18 protein-coding genes are annotated in these 24,365 nt (G+C 42.4%); 8 read left to right on the top strand and 10 right to left on the bottom strand.

Annotated elements, in window-relative coordinates; genetic code table 11:
* Nucleotides 1-263: transposase (locus H140_RS0106735; RefSeq protein ID WP_019672900.1), on the top strand; the 263-nt coding region annotated here is incomplete at its 5' end.
* A gap of 649 nt (nucleotides 264-912) precedes the next feature.
* Nucleotides 913-1,554, top strand: a complete 642-nt coding sequence (locus H140_RS0106740) for a BLUF domain-containing protein (RefSeq protein WP_019672901.1) — start codon at nucleotides 913-915, stop codon at nucleotides 1,552-1,554.
* Between the two features lie 45 nt (nucleotides 1,555-1,599).
* Here the strand turns inward: H140_RS0106740 and H140_RS0106745 are convergent, their stop codons facing one another.
* Nucleotides 1,600-3,111: an FAD-binding oxidoreductase gene (locus H140_RS0106745; RefSeq protein WP_019672902.1), complete on the bottom strand. Its 1,512-nt coding sequence runs from the start codon at nucleotides 3,109-3,111 to the stop codon at nucleotides 1,600-1,602.
* 521 nt (nucleotides 3,112-3,632) lie between these two features.
* Between H140_RS0106745 and serA the strand changes: the two genes are divergently transcribed.
* Both serA and H140_RS0106755 read left to right on the top strand, forming a co-directional pair.
* Nucleotides 3,633-4,865: a phosphoglycerate dehydrogenase gene (gene serA / locus H140_RS0106750; RefSeq protein WP_228127158.1), complete on the top strand. Its 1,233-nt coding sequence runs from the start codon at nucleotides 3,633-3,635 to the stop codon at nucleotides 4,863-4,865.
* A gap of 626 nt (nucleotides 4,866-5,491) precedes the next feature.
* Nucleotides 5,492-6,400 (top strand): MBL fold metallo-hydrolase, encoded by a 909-nt coding sequence (locus H140_RS0106755; protein WP_026348908.1) that lies wholly within the window; start codon nucleotides 5,492-5,494, stop codon nucleotides 6,398-6,400.
* Nucleotides 6,401-6,589: 189 nt separating this feature from the next.
* On the opposite strand, the gene H140_RS0106760 is transcribed toward H140_RS0106755, so the two are convergent.
* From H140_RS0106760 to gmk, 6 genes are all read right to left on the bottom strand, one after another.
* Nucleotides 6,590-7,648: a cation diffusion facilitator family transporter gene (locus tag H140_RS0106760; RefSeq protein WP_019672905.1), complete on the bottom strand. Its 1,059-nt coding sequence runs from the start codon at nucleotides 7,646-7,648 to the stop codon at nucleotides 6,590-6,592.
* A gap of 201 nt (nucleotides 7,649-7,849) precedes the next feature.
* The gene (priA, locus tag H140_RS0106765) at nucleotides 7,850-10,393 is read right to left on the bottom strand and encodes a replication restart helicase PriA (protein ID WP_019672906.1); all 2,544 of its coding nucleotides are present in this window, start codon (nucleotides 10,391-10,393) and stop codon (nucleotides 7,850-7,852) included.
* A 199-nt stretch (nucleotides 10,394-10,592) separates the two neighbouring features.
* Nucleotides 10,593-10,988: a Rid family detoxifying hydrolase gene (locus H140_RS0106770; protein ID WP_019672907.1), complete on the bottom strand. Its 396-nt coding sequence runs from the start codon at nucleotides 10,986-10,988 to the stop codon at nucleotides 10,593-10,595.
* A 56-nt stretch (nucleotides 10,989-11,044) separates the two neighbouring features.
* Nucleotides 11,045-13,195 (bottom strand): RelA/SpoT family protein, encoded by a 2,151-nt coding sequence (locus H140_RS0106775; RefSeq protein ID WP_051086873.1) that lies wholly within the window; start codon nucleotides 13,193-13,195, stop codon nucleotides 11,045-11,047.
* A 735-nt stretch (nucleotides 13,196-13,930) separates the two neighbouring features.
* Nucleotides 13,931-14,191, bottom strand: coding sequence for a DNA-directed RNA polymerase subunit omega (gene rpoZ, locus H140_RS0106780; protein WP_019672909.1), 261 nt, complete (start codon nucleotides 14,189-14,191; stop codon nucleotides 13,931-13,933).
* Between the two features lie 101 nt (nucleotides 14,192-14,292).
* Nucleotides 14,293-14,907 (bottom strand): guanylate kinase, encoded by a 615-nt coding sequence (gene gmk / locus H140_RS0106785; RefSeq protein ID WP_019672910.1) that lies wholly within the window; start codon nucleotides 14,905-14,907, stop codon nucleotides 14,293-14,295.
* Nucleotides 14,908-15,116: 209 nt separating this feature from the next.
* On the opposite strand from gmk, the gene ispH reads away from it, so the two are divergent.
* A complete protein-coding gene (ispH, locus tag H140_RS0106790; RefSeq protein WP_019672911.1) occupies nucleotides 15,117-16,067 on the top strand; it encodes a 4-hydroxy-3-methylbut-2-enyl diphosphate reductase in 951 nt (316 codons plus the stop codon).
* Between the two features lie 300 nt (nucleotides 16,068-16,367).
* On the opposite strand, the gene H140_RS0106795 is transcribed toward ispH, so the two are convergent.
* Nucleotides 16,368-17,186 (bottom strand): arginyltransferase, encoded by an 819-nt coding sequence (locus tag H140_RS0106795; protein ID WP_019672912.1) that lies wholly within the window; start codon nucleotides 17,184-17,186, stop codon nucleotides 16,368-16,370.
* Nucleotides 17,187-17,963 (bottom strand): leucyl/phenylalanyl-tRNA--protein transferase, encoded by a 777-nt coding sequence (gene aat / locus H140_RS14160; RefSeq protein WP_156819110.1) that lies wholly within the window; start codon nucleotides 17,961-17,963, stop codon nucleotides 17,187-17,189.
* Between the two features lie 382 nt (nucleotides 17,964-18,345).
* Between aat and H140_RS15860 the strand changes: the two genes are divergently transcribed.
* Nucleotides 18,346-18,498, top strand: a complete 153-nt coding sequence (locus H140_RS15860) for a hypothetical protein (RefSeq protein WP_156819109.1) — start codon at nucleotides 18,346-18,348, stop codon at nucleotides 18,496-18,498.
* 198 nt (nucleotides 18,499-18,696) lie between these two features.
* On the opposite strand, the gene trxB is transcribed toward H140_RS15860, so the two are convergent.
* Nucleotides 18,697-19,725, bottom strand: coding sequence for a thioredoxin-disulfide reductase (gene trxB, locus H140_RS0106805; RefSeq protein WP_019672914.1), 1,029 nt, complete (start codon nucleotides 19,723-19,725; stop codon nucleotides 18,697-18,699).
* 576 nt (nucleotides 19,726-20,301) lie between these two features.
* Between trxB and H140_RS0106810 the strand changes: the two genes are divergently transcribed.
* Both H140_RS0106810 and H140_RS0106815 read left to right on the top strand, forming a co-directional pair.
* The gene (locus tag H140_RS0106810; protein ID WP_019672915.1) at nucleotides 20,302-23,328 is read left to right on the top strand and encodes a DNA translocase FtsK; all 3,027 of its coding nucleotides are present in this window, start codon (nucleotides 20,302-20,304) and stop codon (nucleotides 23,326-23,328) included.
* A 192-nt stretch (nucleotides 23,329-23,520) separates the two neighbouring features.
* The gene (locus H140_RS0106815) at nucleotides 23,521-24,231 is read left to right on the top strand and encodes a pirin family protein (protein WP_019672916.1); all 711 of its coding nucleotides are present in this window, start codon (nucleotides 23,521-23,523) and stop codon (nucleotides 24,229-24,231) included.
* Nucleotides 24,232-24,365 lie beyond the last annotated feature (134 nt).

The following is a 24,365-nucleotide window of genomic DNA, read 5'->3' on the forward strand; positions in this document are numbered from 1 at the left end:
CGGTGGTGGTAATGGACGGTGCATTATGGCATCAACCAAGCTTGAATCAGGGGAATGTCACTATGCTTAAATTACCACCGTATTCACCTGAGCTTAACCCCTCTGAGAACGTATGGCAGTACCTGAAGCAAAATGAGTTATCTAATCGCTGTTATGAAAGCTATGAAGCTATTGTTGATGCCGCTTGTTTGGCTTGGAATAATCTGCTCAAACAGCCACAAAGAATTCGCACTTTAACCACTCGTGCTTGGGCTCAACTTTAATTATTGGGTTTGGTATAATAATATTGCCAAGTACGTCAATCACTCCATACTGAAGTTTAAAAGTAAAAAACAGGCAAAGCTCAAAGAGGAATCATTAAAAAATAATTTAGTTGCATAAATTTTAAAGAAGTTTTTATTGTTATTAATTTTAGTTTTTCTAAAATAATATGGTGTCGCTTACAATTTAATTGGAATTATTGTGTTCAAAGTCACTTAATTGATGTAAATTATTGTATACTTTATGAATAGTAATGTATTTGTTACTTGCAAAAAAAAGTAATTTATTCTTCCTTAAACTGTTCATGCTCATGTCGTAATGTACAGAATCACCCATTTTTCTATCAAAAACAAAACCTTAGCTTAGCGACTAATTGTGATTTATTACGCTCAATTAAACGCTTACTTTGACATTGTACCAGTTAATAGTATTAAGAATCATCTAAGTCGAGTAGAAATAGAATTAGAAATAAAAATAGAGGGTGGGAAAGTAGGTAATAGGATAGATTAGAAAATAGGCAATAAACTAAGCACTAAACAGGTCAGAAACTTGGCAGACAAGACGAACAGTCAAGCAGCCGTAACATCAGAATCAAGTGACACGCTGATGATGTTTAAGCTGGTTGGCTACACTGCATAAAAGGATTTTTTTATGCCATTATATGAGCAACAAACCACAGCCCTGCTTGACCAAATTGACGAACTTACATTGGTTCGCATCGTGTATGTCAGTAGTTTAAGCCTCACCAATCGCCTTCAATCCAAAGTTTTTGAAGCCATTCAACATGATGCCCGTCATTATAATAAGGTGCATGGTATTACAGGGACACTTTGCTATGGCAACGGCTGCTTTTTACAATGTGTTGAAGGTGAAAAAATGGATTTGCTGCCAGTTTTGCAGAGTCTATTTGATGATAAGCGTCATAACACTACCAAGATATTGTTGATTAAGCCCATAAAAGAACGCTTGTTTTCTAACTGGGGTGTGCGCTTATTGTTTTTAGAACGCTGGCTTTGGTCACCAGATACCAAAAAACAAGCAATTAGCCTAGCAGAGTTTATACCGCTGCGTCCTTATGACTGGAGTATTGAGTATACGGAACGCTTTTTAGTAACCGTGCGACAGCTAACTTCACCAGCACACGCGCGTACCAATGGCATCCAGCTCAATGCCATTGGCAATCTGATGCGACACGTCTTGGGGCCGCATCAGGTGTTTATTTTCGTTCAAGGACTGCTCAGTATTTTGGCTATCATCTCCGTCTATTGCTTGTATACTAGTTTTTACATGTAAGCCAAGTTTTACGTATAAGCCAAGTTTTACGTGTAAGCCAACGCCCTAAAGATCAAAGATTTTGCCACGGTTCATGATGCCGTTCGGATCAAATACCTGCTTAATCTGTTTTAAATATTCAATCTCAGTCTCGCTACGGCTATAAGCTAGGTAGGGCTTTTTGGTCATACCGACACCGTGTTCTGCTGAGACCGAACCGCCGTATTTTTGTACGGTTTGGAAAACCAGGTCGTTAACGCTTTGGCATTTTTCAAAGAACTCATCTTTGCTTAAGTTGTCAGGCTTTAAGATATTAAGATGTAAGTTGCCATCACCGATGTGACCAAACCAGCAGATTTCAAAGTCTGGATAATTGGTGGTAACCACTTGTTCGATGTCTTTAATAAAATCAGGGACATAGCTAATAAGCACTGACACATCATTTTTGTATGGGGTAAAGACAGAGATGGTCTCTGAAATATACTCACGCAGCTTCCACAGCTCAGCGGCTTGTGCTAAGTTTTGGCTCATGACACCATCGACAAGCCAGCCGCTTTCCATACACTGTTCAAATATAGCCATCGCCTTGTCCATGATAGGCTCATAAGGGGCTTCAAGCTCAAGTAGGGCATAGTATTTAGTACGGGTTTCAAATGGCTCTTGCACATGACCGGTGGCCATCAGCTTCTCAATAGCGACTTCATCAAAGAATTCAAAAGCGGTCAAATCAAGCTGAGACTGGAAAGCAGACAGTACATTCATCACATGCTCAAACTCTTCCATGCCAAATACCATGACGGTTAAATCTTGTGGTGGACGATCAAGCTTGATCTGGGCTTTGGTGACGATACCAAGCGTGCCCTCAGCGCCAATAAATAGTTGGCGTAAGTCGTAGCCAGTAGCGTTTTTAATCATGCCACGATTTAGCTCGAGGATATCACCTTTACCAGTGACTACGGTCAGACCTAGCACCCAGTTGCGAGTCATACCGTAGCGAATCACTTTAATACCGCCAGCATTGGTACCGATGTTACCACCAATTTGGCTTGAGCCAGCTGAGGCAAAATCAACTGGATAATATAAGCCTTTGTCCTCAGCAAATTGTTGTAGCTGTTCGGTGATGACACCAGCCTCAATCTCAACCAGTCTGTCGGCAGGGAAAAACTCACCGATTTTGTTCATTTTATCCAAGCTCACCACGATTTCACCATTACTGGCGACAGCACCAGCAGACAAACCGGTGCGTCCGCCACTTGGGGTCACCACTATATTGTGTTGGTTGGCAAGTTGGACAATCGCTTGAACTTGCTCGGTAGATTTAGGAAACACAATAGCAGAAGGTGCTGGTGCAAAGTGTTTGGTCCAGTCTGCTCCCCAATATTGCAAGCTGTCGTCATCTGTCTTAATTTGGCTGTCATCAAAGCCGTGTTGCTCACTTAGCGTTTGTAATAAAGCGTTTAGTTGAGCTGGCTTAGTAGCGACAGATGCAAGCTGTGGGGTGTTTATATCGGCTTGATGTGCGCCATGAGCCAATTCATGTGCTGGGGTGGTGTTGGGAGTTGCGTTTGATGCAGTCATGGAAGCCTCTAATAAAAAACCAGATAAATAACAAAATAAGTGGTGATGGCCATCACAGTACGATGGTAACAGATAATGCAGCCAGTCTAAGCTAGGCTAATTTATATTAATTAAAAATAGCGGTAGCTCATTTTTTATTATATATCCATCTATTATAGCCATAATTGACGTATAGTCATAATGGACATGCGCTTATTCACAATTTATTGTGCCAAAACCATTTAATTTGTTATAAGATAGTCGTATTACGATACCTTTGATAATGCGGTCTAAGCATGGTGGTTTGGGTCTAAGCATGGTGGTTTGGAAGGTATGTCTTAGTAATACTGAGGCTAAAGGGCAGTATTACAAAATGTTAAACTGTCTGTTAATTTTTGCGCATATCCTTTAAGCTAGCATTTTGTCAGTGAATTGCTGACATGCGAAAGCCAGCATCCTGCTATCTTATGCTGCAAGTATAAGATAGCAGTCGGCGCAGGTAGGTTTGTAATTTTATTAAATAAATAAGTCTTAAAAAGGGCATAGATATGGCGTTATCGCTTGGAAAAGATAAGATTCGTTTTTTATTACTAGAAGGCGTGCATGACAATGCGCTAAAAGTATTAAATGCCGCAGGTTATACCAATATTGAGTATTTGTCTCATGCGCTAGATCCAGATGATCTGGTCGAAAAAATTAAAGATGCGCACTTTATTGGTATTCGTTCACGCACCCAGTTAACCCGTGACGTGCTTGAAAAAGCAGAAAAACTGATTGCGATTGGCTGTTTTTGTATTGGTACCAACCAAGTTGACTTAGAAGCCGCTCGTGAATTTGGTATTCCTGTATTTAACGCACCTTACTCAAACACCCGTTCAGTGGCTGAGCTGGTATTGGCTGAAGCTATCATGCTGTACCGTGGAATCCCTGAAAAAAATGCGGTCGTTCATCGTGGCGGCTGGGGTAAATCTGCGAAAAACTCACACGAAGTCCGTGGTAAAGTGATGGGTATCGTCGGCTATGGTTCAATCGGCTCGCAGCTGTCTGTGTTGGCAGAAGGCTTAGGTATGAAGGTCATTTACCATGATGTCGTCACCAAACTGCCTTTAGGTAATGCGGTACAAGTAGGTAGCCTTGAAGAGTTGCTACAACAGTCTGACATCGTCACTTTACACGTGCCAGATGTGCCAAGTACCCGTTATATGATGAAAAAAGAGCAATTTGATCAGATGAAAGAAGGTAGTTATTTTATCAATGCTGCACGTGGCACTTGTGTTGAGATTGATGATTTAGCTGCGGCACTTGAATCTGGTAAGCTGTTAGGTGCTGCGGTAGATGTGTTTCCAAAAGAGCCAAAATCTGCAGATGAAGAATTTGAGTCGCCCCTGCGTAAGTTTGACAATGTTATCTTGACCCCACATATTGGTGGCTCAACCCAAGAAGCACAAGCTAACATTGGTCTAGAAGTGGCTGAGAAATTTGTGAAGTACTCAGATGCGGGTGATACCACAACATCGGTGAACTTCCCTGAAGTCAGCATCCCTGTAAAAGAAGGCTCACACCGTCTATTACACATTCACAAAAACGTACCAGGCGTGTTGTCGCAAATTAATAACTCATTTGCTTCAGCTGGTATTAACATTTTAGCGCAAAGCTTAATGACTGAAGGTGAAGTGGGTTACTTAGTGATGGATGTAGACAACCGTAACTCAAAAGAAGCGCTGGATAAGCTAAGAGATATTAAAGAGACAATTCGAGTGCGTGTGTTGTTCTAGTTGACCCGTTTGGTCAAAAATTATGAAGTGAATAAGCGTTAAACTAAGCATTAAACTAAGCATTAAACAAAGCGTTAAACAAAGCGTTAAACAAAGCGTTAAACAAAGCGTTAAACAAAGCGTTAAACAAAGCGTTAAATGAAAGAAAAGCTGGCCGTGTGCCAGCTTTTTTATGGCTAACTTTTTATTACTGGTATTTTTTACCACTAATAATAAACTCATAATAAATAGTGTTGCGAATAATAATGTTACTATGCGCCAATCTCAACTTAAAATACAGTCGGTGGCTTATGCGGGATTTGACTCCCTTCCTTTTCTTTAGCCAAGCACAGCTTGGCTCTTGCGAAGCTAAAAAGCTCCCCCAGAGCTTTTCTTAACGCTTCTCAGGGCTGGGGATGGATTCTCAACGGGCATCAAAAAATCCCCCTTTGAGAAAGGGGGACTTGCCCTCTGTTTTAATATATTGCAATAAATAAGCTAAAGAGACAGCTAATAAATCAGTTATTAATGTTGTCAGCTATTTATGTTGAGATTGGGGTATCACTATATTTTTTTATATAATAATATAAGAACAAAATATATTAATAATGAATAATGAATAAAAGGAGCAATAGGCTATGTGTGCCATGCAAGTAACCTCTTTTTTGCATCAAGATACCGAGACCTACACCCATGTACTAACAGATACTGATAACCAGCTTTGTGCCATTATAGATCCTGTTCTGGACTATGACTTTAAGTCTGGACATACGGCAACAGATTCAGCTGATGAGGTGGTTGACTTTGTACGTCATCAAGATTTAACGGTGAGGTATATTATTGAGACCCATGCCCACGCAGATCACCTGTCTGCTGCCCAGTATCTAAAACACGCTTTGGGTGGTGAGTTGGTGATAGGTAAGCACATCATGCAAGTTCAAAAAATGTTCAAAGATGTGTTTAATCTGGATATGAGCTTTAAGACAGATGCCAGTCAATTTGATATGCTGACCGAAGACGGCTCGCAGTTTATGTTAGGCGATATTGAACTGACAGTCATGCATGTACCAGGGCATACACCAGCAGATATGGCTTATATTGCAAGGCAGACAGCGTCAGATACAGGTATAGATAATAGAGATAACAGTGACATACCGTTAGCTATTTTTGTTGGCGACACTTTATTTGCCCCCGATGTGGGTACTGCCAGATGTGACTTTCCTGGTGGTGATGCACATCAGATGTATCACTCTATTCAAAAGATTTTATCGTTGCCAGATAATACGCAGATATATCTGTGCCATGACTATCCACCTGAAGGGCGCACACACTCTGCCATCACGACAGTGGCTGATCAGAAGCGGCATAATATTCATGTGAAACAAGGAATCAGTGAGGCGGAGTTTGTGAAGATGCGCACGCAGCGTGATGCCACTTTGGATATGCCAAGACTGATCATCCCTTCGGTACAAGTAAATATTCGAGCAGGCAAGATGCCTGAACCAGAGAGTAACGGAGTGCGCTATTTAAAAGTTCCGTTAAACACGCTGCGCTAATGATTTAACATAAATCATCGTATCTTCTATCTTTAAGCTACTGCTAAGATTTTCTCAGATGATTTTAATAATCTGTAAGGTATTGACCTTAACCAACTTAGATTTTTACTCAGTCTGAGATGATTTTAGCTATTAGTAGTAGTCACGTATCAACTATAAACCGCTCCTAATTTTGTAAAACATTTAAAGCTAGTGATGATGGTGATGCCCATGTGAGTGATTGCCTCGCTTCGCATCTTCTAATGAGCAGACAATGGCTTCAAGTCGGTTGTGGGGGTGCTCAACAGATTCCACCTGTATGGTGGTATGGCTAATACCCAGCTTTTCCAAGCTTAATTCTAGGCTATGAATCAATTCACTGGCTTCCAAAATGCGCATGTCACTATCGACCACCACGTGACACGATAAGGCGTGCAAGCCACTGGTAATACTCCAAACGTGTAAATCGTGCACCGCAATAATGTCTTTATGACCCAAAATAGTTTGCTCTACTTCTGATAAAGATATCTCTTCAGGAGTTCCTTCCATTAAAATATGAGCTGAGGCTTTAACCACACGATAGCCACTAACTAAGATTAAAACTGCTACAATGATGGAGGCTACTGGATCAGCCCACCACCAGTCCATCCAAATCATAGCTAATGCCGCAACGATGGCAGCAACCGAGCCTAGCAGATCACCCAATACATGCAGATAGGCACTGTGCATATTGAGGTTTTTTTCATCGGATAAGGGATCATCGTGATGATGGTGATTGCTACCACTATGAAGTAGCCACGCCACCACTAAGTTGACAATTAACCCTATCGTGGCGATGATTAACATCCCATGAGATGCGACCTCAGGTGGTGAGGTAAAGCGATCTATGGCTTCCCAGACAATCATTACCGAAATAATAATTAAAGTCGCGCCATTAGCACCAGCGACTAAGATTTCGAAGCGTTTGTAGCCAAAGGTTTTTTCGTCACTGGCTTGCTTTTCACCGATCTTAAATGCCAATAAGGTTGCGCCTAAGGCAGCTGCATCTGAGAGCATATGACCGGCATCCGAGAGCAAGGCCAAGCTATGGGTGAGTAAGCCACCGATAGCCTCAACTAACATAAAGAATGTAATTAATAAAAAAGATATTAACAAGAGACGTTTTTCTTTACTTAGATCTCTAATTTCTGGATCGTCATGAAAGTGAGGCGGATCATGCTCTATGAGTGGATCTGCTGTGTGATCTTGATGTGAGTGATTAGCGGACATAAACTCTCTATACCTCCCAATAAGTTTTAGGGCGTGTTTGCATTTCGTGCAATGACATTAAAATGGGCTAAACATAGCTAAATCTCATCATACAGCGTCAAATAACAGATTAATATCATGATATTATCTGCGTTATTTTCTTCGTCTGACTGCGGCTTATCTTATTGTTATCACTATTTTCAAAATGAAGCTACGCCCTAGTTACCAGCCGATAGGATCTATATCTAATGTTAACTTTAAATATTTCGCTGATGGTAATTGTAATACTTGCGGCCACCATCCTCTCAGGACCTGATGTAGCTGTGGACGTTGCTTAGCCAATAATAACAGCTGACTGTGATAACGGTTGTTCTTCATCTTCATTGGCGCATCGATAGGCCCTAGAATAGCGAGATCATGTGCTGGCAAGATGGCTTGTGCGTCTTTTAACGCTTGAGTGGCTCGCTCCAATGTCTTGCCCTCGCAGCGAACTAAGGCGGCATGAGTATAAGGAGGAAGTCCAAGCATTTTGCGCTCTTTTAACAATTCAAGAGCAAAGGGATAATAACCATCACGTACCAGTTTCTGCAATAAAGGATTTTCAGGTTGTAGGGTTTGTATTAATACTGTGCCAGGCTTGCTACCACGACCAGCACGTCCCGCCACTTGTACAATAAGTTGCGCTGTATGTTCAGGTGAGCGAAAATCTGGAGATAAAAACCCCCGATCTGCATTGGGTAAGCACACCAAGGTCACATCAGGAAAGTGATGGCCTTTGGCAACCATTTGGGTGCCGACCAAGATGGCAGGGTTGCCGCTTTGTATGCGTCGATAAATGTTTTCCCAGCTGTCTTTGCGCCGGGTCGTATCTCTATCTATTTGAATGATGGGGTAGGTTCTTTTGCTGGTTTGAGGGTTAGAAAACAGCGCATGCAAGCTTTCGGTTAAGCGTGTGGTTCCCATGCCTACCGCATTTAAGTTAACGCTACCACATTCAGGACACGCGGTTGGAATGTCTGCTTGCCAGTCACAATGATGGCATTTTAGATAGCTGGGTTGGCGGCTATTGAGTTGACTGTGATGCACTGTCATATGTGCTTCACAGCGTACACAGTTGGCCTGCCATCCACAGGAATCACATAATAAAATAGGTGCATAGCCACGACGATTTAAAAATACCAGCACTTGTTCACCAGCTTCTAATGTACGGCGAATGGCTTGAATGGTGGCATCAGTTAGTCCCGTATTTTGGGTACTGTGCAGATTGGGTAATAAAGAAGGCTGCGTTGTGGTGGTATTGGCTTGATTTTGGCTAGAATTTTGGTTGGATCCACTGCTTTGAAGTTGAGTATTTTCAAATTGAGATGCTTGAGACTGATTGCCTTGGGGTTGGGCGCTTTGAGATTGGGCGTTTTGAGACTGAGTAGCGCCATCGGTTTGCTTACCCTCAGCATGCTTTATGGGCAAATTGCTATAAGCGGTCGGTGTGTCACGAGCATCAACCAGATGCATCTGTGCAACAGTGGCAACGCCAGCGCGCTGGGTTAGATTCAGCTCAGTCAGCTTGCCGTCTTCTACCAGTTTTAAATGCTCAAGTGACGGGGTTGCTGTACCAAGTATCACAGGAATGCCTGACTGATAGCCACGATACAAGGCCACATCCGCTGCATGATAGCGCAACGTATCTTGTTGCTTATAAGACTGATCATGTGACTCATCGACCACAATTAAGCCTAAATTTGCAAAAGGATACAGAACAGAAGATCGGGTTCCGATAATAATTTGCGCACGCCCTTGTCGGCAATCTTCCCAGCCATGCATCCGCTGGGTATTGTTTAAATTAGAATGTAGCAGCAAAATATGGGCGGCAAAGCGCTCGGCAAATCGGGCTCTAGTTTGCGGGGTTAGCCCAATTTCAGGTACCAATACCAGCACTTGTTTGCCTGCCTCCAATACCGGCTGCATGGCCTGTAAATAAACTTCGGTTTTGCCGCTGCCAGTGACGCCATTGAGCAAAAACCCGGTGTATTTTTTGGCATCTAGGCTCTCGGTAATGGCAGTAACGGCCTGCGCTTGTTGTTCATTGAGTTGCAGTGGCATTTTTGCTAATGAGACTGGCGCAGGGTCAGGTTTACACTCCACATAGCTTTCAATTAAGCCTTTTTGTTGTAGCCGTTTTAAAAAAGGACGCTGCACGCCTTGTAGCAGCAAGGTATCTTCGCTGGCACCTTTATGACCATGCAATTGTAGCATCGCAAATTGCTGTTTTTGTTTGTGCGCATTGGCTGGAATATCGGCATCGGTGACCTGTGGCAAAATACGCCAGTGGGTGACCAGTAGGTCTAATGGCTTACCTTGTCGAATTAAGGTTGGTAGCATCACCGACAGTACATCACCTAAAGGATAGTGGTAATAACGCGCCAGCCAGTGTGCCAGTGCCAGCATTTTCTCATTTAAAATGGGATCTTGATCCAGTACGGCTTGAATATGCTTGAGCTTGCTGGCTGGTATCTCACTTTGGCTAAGCTCAATATGATCAACAACAATACCGATTAATCTTTGACGACCAAATGAGACCTGCACTCGGCTACCTATGGCAGGTAAGTTAAGGCTGGCAAGTAAATCTGGTGTTGTGGCGGCTAAATTAGATGACGGAGTGGCCGAGGGTGTTGCAGCAGTAGTTGTTAATTCAGAGGCGATGGTGCCAGGAGGCAGGTAGTCGAACTCACGATATAAGGGAACTGGTAGGGCAACTCGAACAAGCATTTTGGGTGGTACTCCCTACGAAAACCATGTATCGAATATATTTATCCAAAATTAAAACAATACAGGTCACTCTCAACTTTCAATAGAGGACTGTTTTAAGATTTAAACAGATACTAAAAAAAGTGAGAATGACGCTTGTTTGAATCTTGAGAGTCTAATCGTTCAAATTAGCCTTCAATTAAATCAGTCTTTTAAGAAATTAGTCTTCAATAAATAAGATAGATTCAATCTCTACCACTCCGCCTTTAGGTAGCGCAGCGACTTGTACAGCTGCACGTGCAGGAAAAGGCTCTTCTAAACGCTCGGCGAAGATGTCGTTTAATGCCGCAAAGTCATTGAGATCAGTCAAGGACACATTAAACTTGACCACATCGCTAAGCTTACCACCAGCAGCTTCACAAATGGCTTCGATATTATCCATCACCTTTGCAGCTTGTGCTTTAAAACCCTCTGCCAATTGCATCGTTTCTGGATCAAAACCAAGCTGACCTGAGATATAAACGAGGCTACCACCAGCAGATGGGATTTTTACTGCTTGTGAGTAAGCGCCAACAGCGGCAGGTGCTTTGTCTGTATGAATGGTTTGACGAGTCATAATAAATTCCTTTGTGTAAAATTACATTTGGGTATTGTTATTACATTTAAGTATTGTTATAAGCGGTAAAGGCGTCTGATACTACCAAAACCAACATGCGGACGCAGTGCCTCAATACCCTCTAATACATGGCTACGGCTACGAACAATGACATGAATTATAGTCGAGTCTGAGCGAATATCTACCTTTTCGATACCAATACTCAGTTGTCGTAGAGTATATAGCACATGCGAGACTTGTTCATCATTTAAGGCTAAGTTAATTTTTAAATAGGCGGTAAAATGAGGACGCTCACTTGGGTGCTTAATGTGTTTTTCAACCTCTTCTTCACTATACCAATTAAGCTGCACAAGTTCATACGGTTTTTCGGCATATTTATTAATAATAGAATAACAACGATGGCGATGTAGTACCAAACCGTGCTTGGTTAAGTGACCGATAATGGGATCTCCAAAGATAGGGCGACAGCAACCAGCAAAGTGTACTTCCACACCGTTGGCATTGGAGAGTAATTGGTTGGGGCGATCAAAGCCAGTTTCGTGTGCTTCATGGTGTAGCTTGGTTACATCATCACTAAATAGGCGAGATACCACCAGTTGTGGCAATAGTGCACCAGCACTCATGCTTCGATATAGATCTTCTTTACTGCTTGCATTTTGCCATTGTAATAAGTCTTCCCAATCAGAATCAGTGACATCGGCAAGTGATTTATCATAAGTTTGTAAGGCTCTGTCTAGTGCCTGTTTACCATGTTGTTGTTGTTCTTCAATAGATAAGTTACTAAACCAACGCTTTAAGGTGCGCTGGGCTTTACTAGTAACCACAATCCCTAGCCATTCTGCTTTGGGTTTTGCGTCTTTATCTACTTCGATCTCTACGGTTTGTCCTGCTTGTAAGATAGAGCCAAGCTTTGCATTCTCATCATTAATTTTGGCACCAGTTGCAATGTTACCAACCTTCGGTCCTACTGCATACGCAAAGTCTAATGCCGTTGCACCTCTTGGCAGTTCATAGGCACGACCTTTTGGACTGTAACACACAATTTTACGGCTGTTTAAATAAGCTATAAGATCATCAATTGTTTCTACAATCTCATCATAATCGTCATCCACTTGATCTGTGTGTTGATGATCTTCATCTTCATCTTCATGCTTGATGTCAATCAGCTCTTTCATATTGCGCAGTGATGCTTTAATCACAGAACGACTTAGGTCGGAGGCTTGCTCAGCACCAATCACGCCTAAGCGTGAAGCTGCTTGCATTTTGCGAGTAAGCAAGGTTACCTTGATAGTATCATTATCACGGATATAGGTAAGCGTCAGCGATTGGTTACCACCTGGCAAGGGATGACGGATATTGTCTTCGATCAAGCTTGCTGGGATTCGATATTTTTTGATTAAGTATTGCGACAGGGAGTCACAGTCCTCAATGGTATTGGTAACAATTTCAAAGGCATAGTGGCGTAATAAGTCCTCCATTTCTCCTCGGTTACGGAAAAATTGGCGATACATAACAACCTGATTATCAATTACACGCACATGACCTGTAATTGCATGCTTATAGAGGACATAGTTAAGATATTGCTCAATAGACTCTTTTTGATATTTACGTCCTAGCCCATGTTGTAGCAGCTTATCAGCCATTTTGGTGTACATGACAGGATCTAGGTTACGATAACATAAGATTTCGATATAATCTGCAATGTCATTAAGCCCCATCAAACGTGCAAATGGCACATAAAACTGTAAAGTCTCGGTAGCCGTAGAACGTTGTTTTTCAGGGCGAACAGCACCCAAAGTTGACATATTGTGTAAGCGATCAGCCAGCTTAATAATCAATACACGAGGATCATCCAAGGTGGCGGTCATAATCTTATGGAAAGTAGCCGCTTTGTTTTGCTGTTTATTATGACTGGAAGACTTTAGTTTGGTTACGCCATCGACCAAACGGGCAACATTAGCACCATAGCGCTCACGGATCTCTTCAGAGGTGACCTCTGTATCTTCTACTGTATCATGCAAGATGGCAGCTATGATGGTGTCTCGATCTAGTCTAAAACCAGCCAAAATCTCTGCCACCGCAATAGGATGGGTAATATAAGGCTCACCAGATTTGCGCCTGTCTTTAATATGTGCTTTATCACCAAAGGCGCAAGCATCAAGCACATCTTGCTTTTCAGTATCGTTCAGGTAAGCGACCGCACGCATCAAATTGCGCTGTGCTTCATCGACTAAATGGTGACTAAGTTTTGGTAGATGTTGCAAGTAACGACTTTGTTGGTGATATAGGTCATCTTCAGTTGAGTCAGGTAAAGCAACATCTGAGCTAATGGAGGTATCTATTACGTTGTCATCACGGGCAATATTATTAATGACGTTGCCATCAATATCAGTATTTAAATCAATTTTAGTATTTAAACTATTTAACATATCTGTTTTAGAGTCTGATGAATCTGATGAGTGAGTGCTAGCCTGAGTGATGGGCATGGAGCGTGTATTAGGGACTGTCATGTTTAATCATCCTTCAGCTAGGCAACAGTTATAGTCATATAAGTAATAAATATACAAGAGTGACTATGGTTCTATTTCTATATGGTTCTATTTCTTAATATAGTCTATTAGCCTTATTAGGCTAACAACTTATAGCTTAACAATATTTAATCCATTAAAAAATATCTAATCAATTTAAAAAAACAATATTATTTAAAAATGTCATTTACAACAGAAAAAATAGTTAAAGCTATTATATTATATGGGGATATTTACCTTTAAAAAAAAGATCTATACAGCCCCTAGGCTATAAAAAAACCACGACAGGCTAAAAGCATATCGTGGTTTTGCTGCAGATAGCACTCAATGAATAATTAGTCATTTGTGCTGCAGCTAGAATATAGCTATTAAATGAGCATATTAGCTCTAAATCTAATAAGCATGGTGCTTAAATTAGAATCCTTGACCACTGCTTAAAACCAAGTCTAATGAGTTGGTCGCAAAGTGATGGTCTGGCTGGTCTAGAATATCTTTGGTAACTAGGCCAGAGGCAATTTCACGTAACGCTAATACAGTGGGTTTGTCATTGTCCACATCAACCAATGGCTCAGCGATGCCCTTGGCTAGCTGTTGGGCGCGCTTGCTGGCAACCAATACCAGCTCAAAGCGATTATCTACTGCATGTAAGCAGTCTTCTACGGTTACACGTGCCATAACGTCCTCTTGTTTATCACAGCTTGGTGATAGGTGTTCATATGAATGTTAATCGTCCATTATATCAAATTTTAGTTAATAAGTGGTGGACTTTTATAAAATTAATCTTTAATCAGGTCAGCAATGGTCTCGCTGTAACGGGATTGTTGGCGCTCAGTAGTTTGACGCTTGGCGACAATAATGGCTTTTAATTCGCTTAAAGCGGCTTCAAACTGATCATTAATGACTACATAATCAAAGTGTACATACTGTTTCATTTCAGTGACAGCACCAGCCAAGCGCTTTTCAATAACCTCTTGCGAGTCTTGTCCACGTGAAGATAGGCGTTGACGTAAGGTGGCTTTGCTTGGAGGTAGAATAAAAATCATGGTCACATCATCATACTGTTCTTTAACTTGTAAAGCGCCTTGCCAGTCAATTTCTAAGATCACATCAATACCTGAGTTTAGTTGCTGATTGACACTTTGTTTTGAGGTGCCGTAGTAGTTATCAAATACTTGTGCATGCTCTAAAAACTCACCAGATGCAATGCCTTCGATAAATTTAGACCTTTTGGTAAAGTGATAGTGTTGACCATCAATTTCACCAGGACGTGGCTCACGGGTAGTATGCGAGATGCTTACTGCCAAGTCGTTGGTGGTAGCGATGAGTTGCTTCACCAGTGAAGTTTTGCCAGTACCTGAGGCAGCAGTAACAATAAAAAGTGAACCTTTCATAAATAACGTCTCTTAGTAATAATAAACATAAGTAGTAATAAAGATAAAGAGTAATAAAATAAAAAAGAATGTGAAAAATAAGTGATTATTGTTGCAAAATAGCAGTGGTTTTTCCTGCTATTTTAGCGGATATGTTATAGTAGTCGCACAACCAAATGGTGCCATTAGCCATATTTTAATTCCCTGATTATCTATTGTGAAGAACTGTTATGCAAATTTATCTTGCCAATCCGCGTGGATTTTGTGCGGGTGTTGACCGTGCCATTGCTATTGTTAATGAAGCTTTATTGCGTTTTGAACCGCCTATTTATGTGCGTCATGAAGTGGTGCACAATAAGTTTGTGGTTTCAGATCTAGCCAATAGAGGGGCAGTATTTGTGGAGGAGCTCGATGAAGTTCCTGATGGTTCAATTGTGATATTTTCTGCGCATGGAGTATCCAAAGCAGTAGAAGATGAGGCAGATCGCCGCGACTTAACCGTATTTGATGCGACCTGCCCACTAGTAACCAAGGTGCATATCGAAGTATCCAAGTTTGCTCGTGAAAATATGGACGCAGTATTAATTGGTCACCAAGGTCATCCAGAAGTGGAGGGTACCATGGGACGCTTTAGTAAGCAGTATGGCGGTGAAATTCATCTGGTAGAAAATGAAGCCGATGTGGCAAGACTTGAGGTCAATGATCCAGACCGCTTAGCCTTTGTGACCCAAACAACCTTGTCTATGGATGATACCGCTGTGGTCATTGATGCCTTGCGTCAGCGTTTTCCAAACATTCAAGGGCCACGCAAAGACGATATTTGCTATGCTACCCAAAACCGTCAAGATGCAGTAAAAGATTTGGCAGAGCGTTGTGAAGTAGTGCTGGTCGTGGGCTCACCCAACTCGTCAAACTCGAACCGTCTGCGTGAACTCGCAGAACGTATGAACTGCCGTGCTTATCTAATTGACAATGCTGGTGAGATGCAACAAGATTGGTTTGAAGGTGTAGAGGCAGTCGGGGTGACTGCGGGAGCATCAGCACCAGAGATCCTAATTCAAGAAGTGCTTGAACAGCTTCAAGAATGGGGTGGTGCTATGCCAGATGAGCTAAAAGGTATCGAAGAAAATGTTACCTTTAGCTTGCCAAAAGAGTTGCGTATTCCAGTCAAGCAAGTGTAGTTGTGATGGATAAGCTTTGTATTCTTAGCCATACAAAGCGTTTTAAGCTACAACAGTGTTCTAAGCTATAACTGTACCTCAATCTTAACTCTTGCCGTAGGCTGTGGCGTTAGCCCAATATCCATAATAATAAGCTATATTTTTCTGGGCTAAAAGTAGCAGTTTACATTGAGCTCTAATACGTTGAGAGTGGGGTGGTCTTATTTTAAGTTATGACAGTTTTAGATTAACTGTTTTAGCTGGTTATGGCTGGGACATAGAACTAGGATTTGGCGCATAGAGTGTATAGAGTGTATAGAGCTATTTACAGATATGTATTGGCTTAGTATTTAATAATGCCAACACTTCATCATGGTCAGGCTGGCTATCAAAGCGTAGCCATTGTTGATTAATTAACAGCTCAATAGGAGTATAGTCTGTTTTATAGCGCATCTTTTTGACACTGGGAATCCAGTAACCCAAGTAGGCATAAGATAGGCCCAACATTTTGGCAGTCTCTATTTGTTGTAAGATACAAAACACGCCAAGGCTACGTGAGTGATAACTAGGTTCTGGATCAAAAAAAGTATAGACACTCGATAACCCATCACTGAGCTTATCGGTGACAGCCACCGCCACAAGCTTTTTGCTAGGCTCGCGAAACTCAATAAATACAGTATCTGCGGGACTATCAATCAAAAACTGCTCAAAGGTATGTAGGCTTGGAGGATACATATCGCCATCGGCATGACGAATACAAATATATTTTTGGTACAAGGCATAATGCTCTTGGGTAGCTTGATTGGCACTTATAATGCTCATTGTTAGTTGAGTATTGCGCTTGAGTACACGCCGATAGCGTCGAGAGGGCACAAAATCATTGACCACCACTCGACTAGAGATGCACTGTCGGCACTGCTGGCAGTGTGGACGGTAAATGGCTTTACCACTACGACGAAAACCTTGATGGCTGAGATGGGTATAAAGATTAGACTCTATTTGTACGCTTTCTGGAAGTAGCATAAAAGTTAGCTGTGATGCTCTATCGGGAAGATAGCTACATAGGCTAGGTGGTGATAAGTAAAAAGCGTGTTGCTGATGTGACTCTGTGTTTTGAGCCTCATCGATAGACTGTTGCATTTAAGATTCTCTATCAGTGGTTGAAGTGGTGGTCGTTACCCCTAAGCTGTGCCAGTATTGAGTGCTTAACGGTAAGCAGCTTACAGGAAATTTGTAAGTGCTAAAGGTGTGCCAGTCAAGACTGCTATTCTGTATCAATCTCTTTAGATGCGTTAAAAACTCTGAGCGTGGCATGATGCTTGCTCCTAAGCTTTGCAAATGTGGGTTGGGCAGTTGACAGTCAATGAGAGCAACTTGGCTGTGTTGGCAAAATTCATTGAGCGCCCAAAAGGCTATTTTTGAGGCATTGCTTTGATGATGGAACATAGATTCACCAAAGTACAGTTGTCCAGTTTTTAAGCCGTAGAGACCGCCAATTAAGATTGAGTTATCCCATACTTCGATGCTGTGCGCAAACCCAAGCTGATGCAACTGGGTGTAAGCTTCTATCATCTCATCATGAATCCAAGTGTCATCAGCATAGCTGCGCGGTAGACTACACGCATGAATAACCTCTTCAAAGGCACGGTTAACCGTCCAATGCCATGTGGATTTTTTGGCTTGGCGTTTGAGAGATTTGCTCGGCTTAAAGGTAGTAGGATCTAGGACACAGCGTGGCTCTGGGCACCACCAAGCAATGGGCTCATCTTCGTTAAACCAAGGAAATAACCCTTGTGAGTAGGCGTCAAGCAGGGTCTGCGGTGCCAAATCTCCACCAATGGCAATAAGGCCATGACCTTCAGGATCGGTAATGCCTGGCTCTGGAAAGAGGTAGTTGCTGGTAAAGGGGGTAGGCATGTCTGTTTGATGATCGGCATCGGTTGCGGCGTGTTGCTGCGGTTGATCCTGATCAAAGCGAGTTTGCTGATTTGTTGGCACGTAGGTATCCATTTGATAGTCAATCAGGCACAAAAATTGGTAGGCTTTAAACTATCACAAACGCCGGCGCTGATAAAGGGGTGATTAGATACCGTTAACTGTTTCGCTACTTGAGTTTGATTTGGTGTTTGGCGTAGGGTAGGGTTAGTGAGCATAAAGGCTCGCAGAGCACTTTACGCGAGCGTAACCCACCGTACCAATTTTTGGTTTGGGGTAGCCATCCACACCCAAAACATATTGGAGCCAATACCGCCATCCGCTCATATCTTGATCACCCACTGGCGCAGTGACTATTGGCTAGGTGCGTTCCAACATACGAGCGACCACTCCTAGCCAAGTCACTGCAAGCCAGTGGTCGTCCAAGGATACCCGCTACTGTCGGGGCTACACCGCATCCCAAGGCCACATTCAAGGCGTGAAAAACAAATCCATCCCCAGCCCTGAGAAGCGTTAAGAAAAGCTCTGGGGGAGCTTTTTAGCTTCGCAAGAGCCAAGCTGTGCTTGGCTAAAGAAAAGGAAGGGAGTCTTTTGGTTACGAAGGTTTATTCCAGCAATGAAAAAGAGCCATGGCACAGTGTTGGCAATGGCTCTTTTGGGTGACTCTGATGTTTGTTCTGCTGTTTATGGCAGCGCAGCTCTTTATTTAGGAGCTTTAGGCGTTGCTGTCAGAGTCAGCAGTTAAGGTAGACTCGTAGGTGTGGTCGCTGGCAGTGGCAGCACCGATAGAGTCTAAAAACTTCTCAGCATCTAGCGCAGCCATACAGCCAGTGCCAGCTGAGGTAATGGCTTGACGGTAAACGTTGTCAGCGACATCACCCGCAGCAAACACGCCTTCGATACTGGTCTGGGTGGCATTGCCCTGAGTGCCGCTATTGACCGTAATGTAACCATCTTGCATTTCTAGCTGATCGACAAACATTTGAGTATTTGGCTTGTGACCGATGGCGACAAATAAACCGTGCACATCAATTTGCTTGCTGCTGTCATCTTGGGTAGATTCAATAAGCAGTCCGGTAACCCCCATCTCATCACCAAGTACTTCTTTAACTTGGTGATTCCACTCAATGGTGATGTTGCCGTTTTTGGCTTTTTCAAACAGTTTGTCTTGTAAGATTTTCTCGGCACGAAGACTGTCACGGCGATGAATTAATACCACTTCTTTGGCAATATTAGATAAGTAGAGTGCTTCTTCAACAGCCGTGTTACCGCCGCCAACAACGGCAACTTTTTGGTTTTTGTAGAAGAATCCATCACAAGTGGCACATGCTGAGACACCTAAACCTCTGAACTTCTGTTCAGACTCTAGTTGTAAGTATTGGGCAGAAGCGCCAGTTGCAATAATTAGAGCATCACAGGTATAGCTGCCAGCGTTGCCTTCTAAGGTAAAGGGGCGTTTTCTTAAGTCAACGGTGTTGATGTGGTCGCTGACAATTTCAGTACCAAAGCGCTCAGCATGGGCTTTCATGCGCTGCATTAAGTCTGGACCCGTTAAGCCTTCAGCATCTCCTGGCCAGTTGTCAACATCTGTGGTGGTGGTCAGCTGACCGCCAAGCTGCATACCTGAGATGATAATAGGATTTAGATTGGCACGAGCCGCATATACAGCCGCTGAATATCCAGCAGGGCCTGAGCCTAAAATAATGAGCTTTTCGTGACGTGGTGTATTGACATTTTGAGTCATGAAATATCCTTAGTTGTGTTTATCGTAACTGTATTAAAAAAAAGATTTATAATTATTTATAATGAGTACCTCACTCTCAACTCTTTGCGTAGGCTGTGGCTTTAGCCCAGCATATTTGGTTAAAAGATACGTTTTGCTGGGCTAAAAGCACCAGCCTACAATGGATTGTAATAAGTTGAGATTGAGGTAATGAGTAGGTCTTTATATCATGAGGGTGCTAAATACAAATAGCAATGTTAAATAGCCTTTGACCTGATTAAATGACCGTGACCTGCTCTTAATTAACTGTTTTTAATAAAAAAATGAGTAAAGTTTAAGCGATGATATTGATTAATTCAATAAATAAGGCAATAGGCGCTCGAAAATAGAGTGTAATTTGCTATTATAGAGGGTTACACAGTATGACTCTTGCTTTGATAAAACTGAGCGTGAGTTTGGCTTAATATATCACAAGCTCATTGATTCGACTTACAGTCATTATCTTGTCATCTTTGTGGTCATTCTTTTCTTTTTCTACTTTTTCTACTTTTTTTCGTTTTTTGAGTTTTTATCAGTTTTATACGCTAGGAAAAATTAATGATAACGGCACCTCTTATTCATAGTTTTAAAAAAGTCTTTTTTACCCTGCTTGCCGTCTTAGTGTCTGCGTTTTTGTTTGTTATCTTACTGACCTATACGCCAAATGATCCTAGTTGGTCACGTATCAGTAGTGATATGGGACAGATTAGTAATATGGGTGGCGCTATTGGCGCATGGCTATCAGACTTATTGTATACCTTTTTGGGTTGGTCAGCTTGGTGGCTAATTGTATTCCTAGCTTATGAAGCCATGAGCATTTGGTGGAAACGTAATCAGGCGATTGGACCACTACGGGTGATTGGCTATGTATTTTTGTTGCTATCTAGCTGTGCCTTAGTAGCCATAGTACCGCAGCTTTTTGGCATCTTTGAGGTAAGTAATGCTCGCAGTGGTGGCATTTTGGGAGCAGAGGTAGCCTCTCAGTTAACAGGCTTGCTAACTATTTATGGTGCCAGTACCTTTTTATTGGTATTTGTACTATTGACAGCAACTTTTGTATTTGATGTGCACTGGCGTCAGGTATTTGTCTCATTAGTTAATCTTTCTTGGCTTGGTACTGGTGTGCGTGACAAAAAGACAAAGTCATCACAGCAGCAACTGACAGATGCGCAGGTAGGGGATGCCAGTGTTAATGACGCAATAAAAGATAATGCACAAGTTATGGAGTCATCTTCTGAGCAAAGGCAGCGTGATGAGGACACTGACTCAGAGCAGTCTCCTTTATTTCAGCAGTTAAAGTTAAATCTAGATCGCCAGCAGGCACAACAAGAGGTGAGTGTTGAAAATGCTGAGCAAACCCAAGCTAAAAATCCAGCTTGGAACAATGCGCTGGATGAGTTTTTGGTGACCTCTGGTTTGACAGAAACTATTTTGACTTTACGTGAGCAGCGAAAACAAGAAGCACAAGCACAACGTGAGCAACGGGCAAGAGGCAGCATGCAATCGCAGCAAGCGAGCGAGGAGCAGTTAACGGTAAAGCAGGAGCCGAGCTTTGCTTGGAATGATCCTGATGTCATTGATGAGCTGCTATATGAGCCATCTTCTTCACAGCAGTCTCAGCCGCTTACTACCCTAGAACAAGCAAATATAGAGTCCGCACAGCCACTAGATTCAATACAGCAAGTAGTGGCTCCAGAGCAAGTTGTTAACTCAGACACAGGCAGTAACAAAGCTGGACAAGCTGAAGACATTACAGAGACTAAAGAGTATAAACCTAGTCTTGAGTCAAAGCTAGAGCCTAGCGATACTATGTTTAACGATACTATGTTTAACGATACTATGTCTAGCGATACTGATACTATGGTTGACTTGACACCAACTAACACCCCACCTGCTAATCCAAGAGAACCGCATAAGCTAGAAGATAAGCCGACTACAGCACAGCCTGCAACTCCAATCATTCGTTTTGCGACACCAGAAGGCGATGCCAATCATATTGAGGATATGGTGCCAGAGGAGGATGTTGAAGAGGTGACGTTACCTGAGATTCATGATGATACTGCCTTTACAACCAGTAGTCGTGCGATGCAAACCGCAAAATATCGAGAAAGTTTAACCCCCATTCCAGAGCTGTCAATACTGGATAAGCCAGATCCAGATCGTAAGCCAAGCTATACCCAAGAGGAGCTGACCCAGTTATCTGAGCTATTAGAGATTAAATTACAAGAATTTAACGTCAAAGCCGAGGTAGTTAACGCCATTCCTGGACCTGTGGTCACTCGCTTTGAAGTTGACCTTGCGGCTGGAGTTAAGGCCAGTAAGGTAACTGGCATCTCTCGTGACTTAGCGCGCTCATTGTCCATGGCATCATTGCGTGTGGTTGAGGTCATTCCTGGTAAACCGTATATTGGTATTGAAGTGCCGAATAAAAAACGGGAGATGGTGCGTTTGATCGAGCTGCTCGAAACTGCAGATTATAAAGATCCAAAAGCACAAATTAGTATGGCAATGGGGAAGGATATTGGTGGTAAGCCTATTATTACTGACCTTGCTCGTGCGCCTCATATGTTGGTAGCAGGTACCACAGGCTCAGGTAAGTCTGTTCTAGTCAACGCCATGCTACTATCGATGCTATTGAAATATAAACCAGCAGATTTGCGTCTAATTTTGATAGACCCTAAGCAGTTAGAGCTTGCCAACTATAACGACATTCCGCATCTACTAACCCCAGTAGTGACTGATATGAATGAAGCCGCTAGCAGCTTGTCTTGGTGTGTGGCGGAGATGGAGCGTCGTTATCAGCTAATGAGCTTGCTAAAGGTGCGTAAGTTAAAAGAATTTAATAAAAAAGTTGTTGCAGCTGAGAAGGCAGGGCATCCTATTTTAGATCCCTTGTGGCGACCTAATGACAGCGTCAGTATTGATAAAGCACCAAAGTTAAAGACACTACCAATGATTGTCATTGTGGCCGATGAGTTTGCCGATATGATTATGCAGGTGGGTAAGCAGGCAGAAGAGCTTATTACTCGTTTGGCACAAAAGTCACGGGCAGCTGGAATCCACTTAATGCTTGCGACTCAGCGCCCCTCAGTAGATGTCATTACTGGTCTTATTAAAGCAAACATTCCAGTGCGAGCGGCACTGCGTGTAAACTCTAAGGTGGATTCACGTACTATCTTGGATGCTGGTGGCGCAGAGGACATGCTAGGTAATGGTGACATGCTGTTCTTAGGCCCAGGTCAGATTGAACCAGAGCGTGTGCATGGTGCTTATGTCAGTGATGAAGAGGTAAACCGAGTTTGTGATGCGTGGCGTGAGCGTGGTGCACCAGATTATATTGATAATATGGCCAGTAACTTTGAGTTAACCAGCCCAAGTGGTGCAGGTAATACATCTGGCGAGGATGATGCCTTGTATGATGAGGCAGTTGCTTTTGTGCTTGAAACTCGCAAAGTTTCTGCATCGAGTATTCAACGTAAATTTAGTATTGGTTATAACCGAGCTGCTCGTATTGTCGACTCGATGGAAGAGGCTGGCTTGGTTAGTCCGATGGGCAAAAGTGGTAAGCGTGAGCTATTGATGTAGATTTATCTGATAGCCGCTATGATTTCTGAGCAGAGCTTAAGTGTCCATTTAGTAGAATTGAGATTAGTTACACACTTAAACCAAAGTTAACAATAGACTATATTGATTAAGCTCAGGTTGATGATATAATAGCCTCGTTAAAAGCAAATAGACTAAAATTAGAATAGACCATAATTAATAAGGATTAATACTATGAGAACTATTATTCACAGAGCAGATACTCGTGGCGATGCAAACCATGGCTGGCTAAAAAGCAAACACACCTTTAGCTTTGCAAACTACTATGATCCATCACGCATGGGCTTTGGCGCACTACGTGTAATCAACGATGACCATGTTGAAGGCGGCAAAGGCTTTGGTACACACCCTCACCGCGATATGGAGATTATCTCAATTCCAACCGCTGGTAAATTGGCACACAAAGATACAATCGGTACTAATGGCATTATTGAAAGTGGTGAAATCCAAGTCATGTCAGCTGGTACAGGTATTGCCCACAGTGAAATGAATGGTAACGCTGATGAGCCAGTGAAATTCTTCCAAATTTGGGTATTACCAAACAAACAAAGTGTTGAGCCACGTTATCAGCAGTTAAAAATCGCTGACTTGGTAAAACAAAATGAGTTTAGCCAAATCTTGTCACCAAACCCAGATGATGCTGGTGTCTGGATTCACCAAGATGCTTGGTTTAATATGGGTCACCTAGATAAAGGCGTGACTGCAAAATATAAACTAAATGGTACATTCCACGGTGTTTATGCCTTTGTTATCGAAGGTAAAGTCAAAATTGGTGATGAGATACTTGACAGACGTGATGGTATGGGCATTATCGATGTGACTGAGTTTGATGTAGAGGCACTAGAAGACTCACAGGTATTGCTAATGGAAGTACCTATTCAGTAACTTAAACTTAATTAGTGCACTCATTTAATCAGTCATCAAACCAGCAGTGCAAACTTCAACTAACTCAGTAAAGATGTATCTGCTTATACAGTCACTAAGAAATATACAGTCACTAAGAAAAGTGGTAAAAAAAA

Source organism: Psychrobacter lutiphocae DSM 21542 (assembly GCF_000382145.1).
Taxonomy (GTDB): Bacteria; Pseudomonadota; Gammaproteobacteria; order Pseudomonadales; family Moraxellaceae; genus Psychrobacter; species Psychrobacter lutiphocae.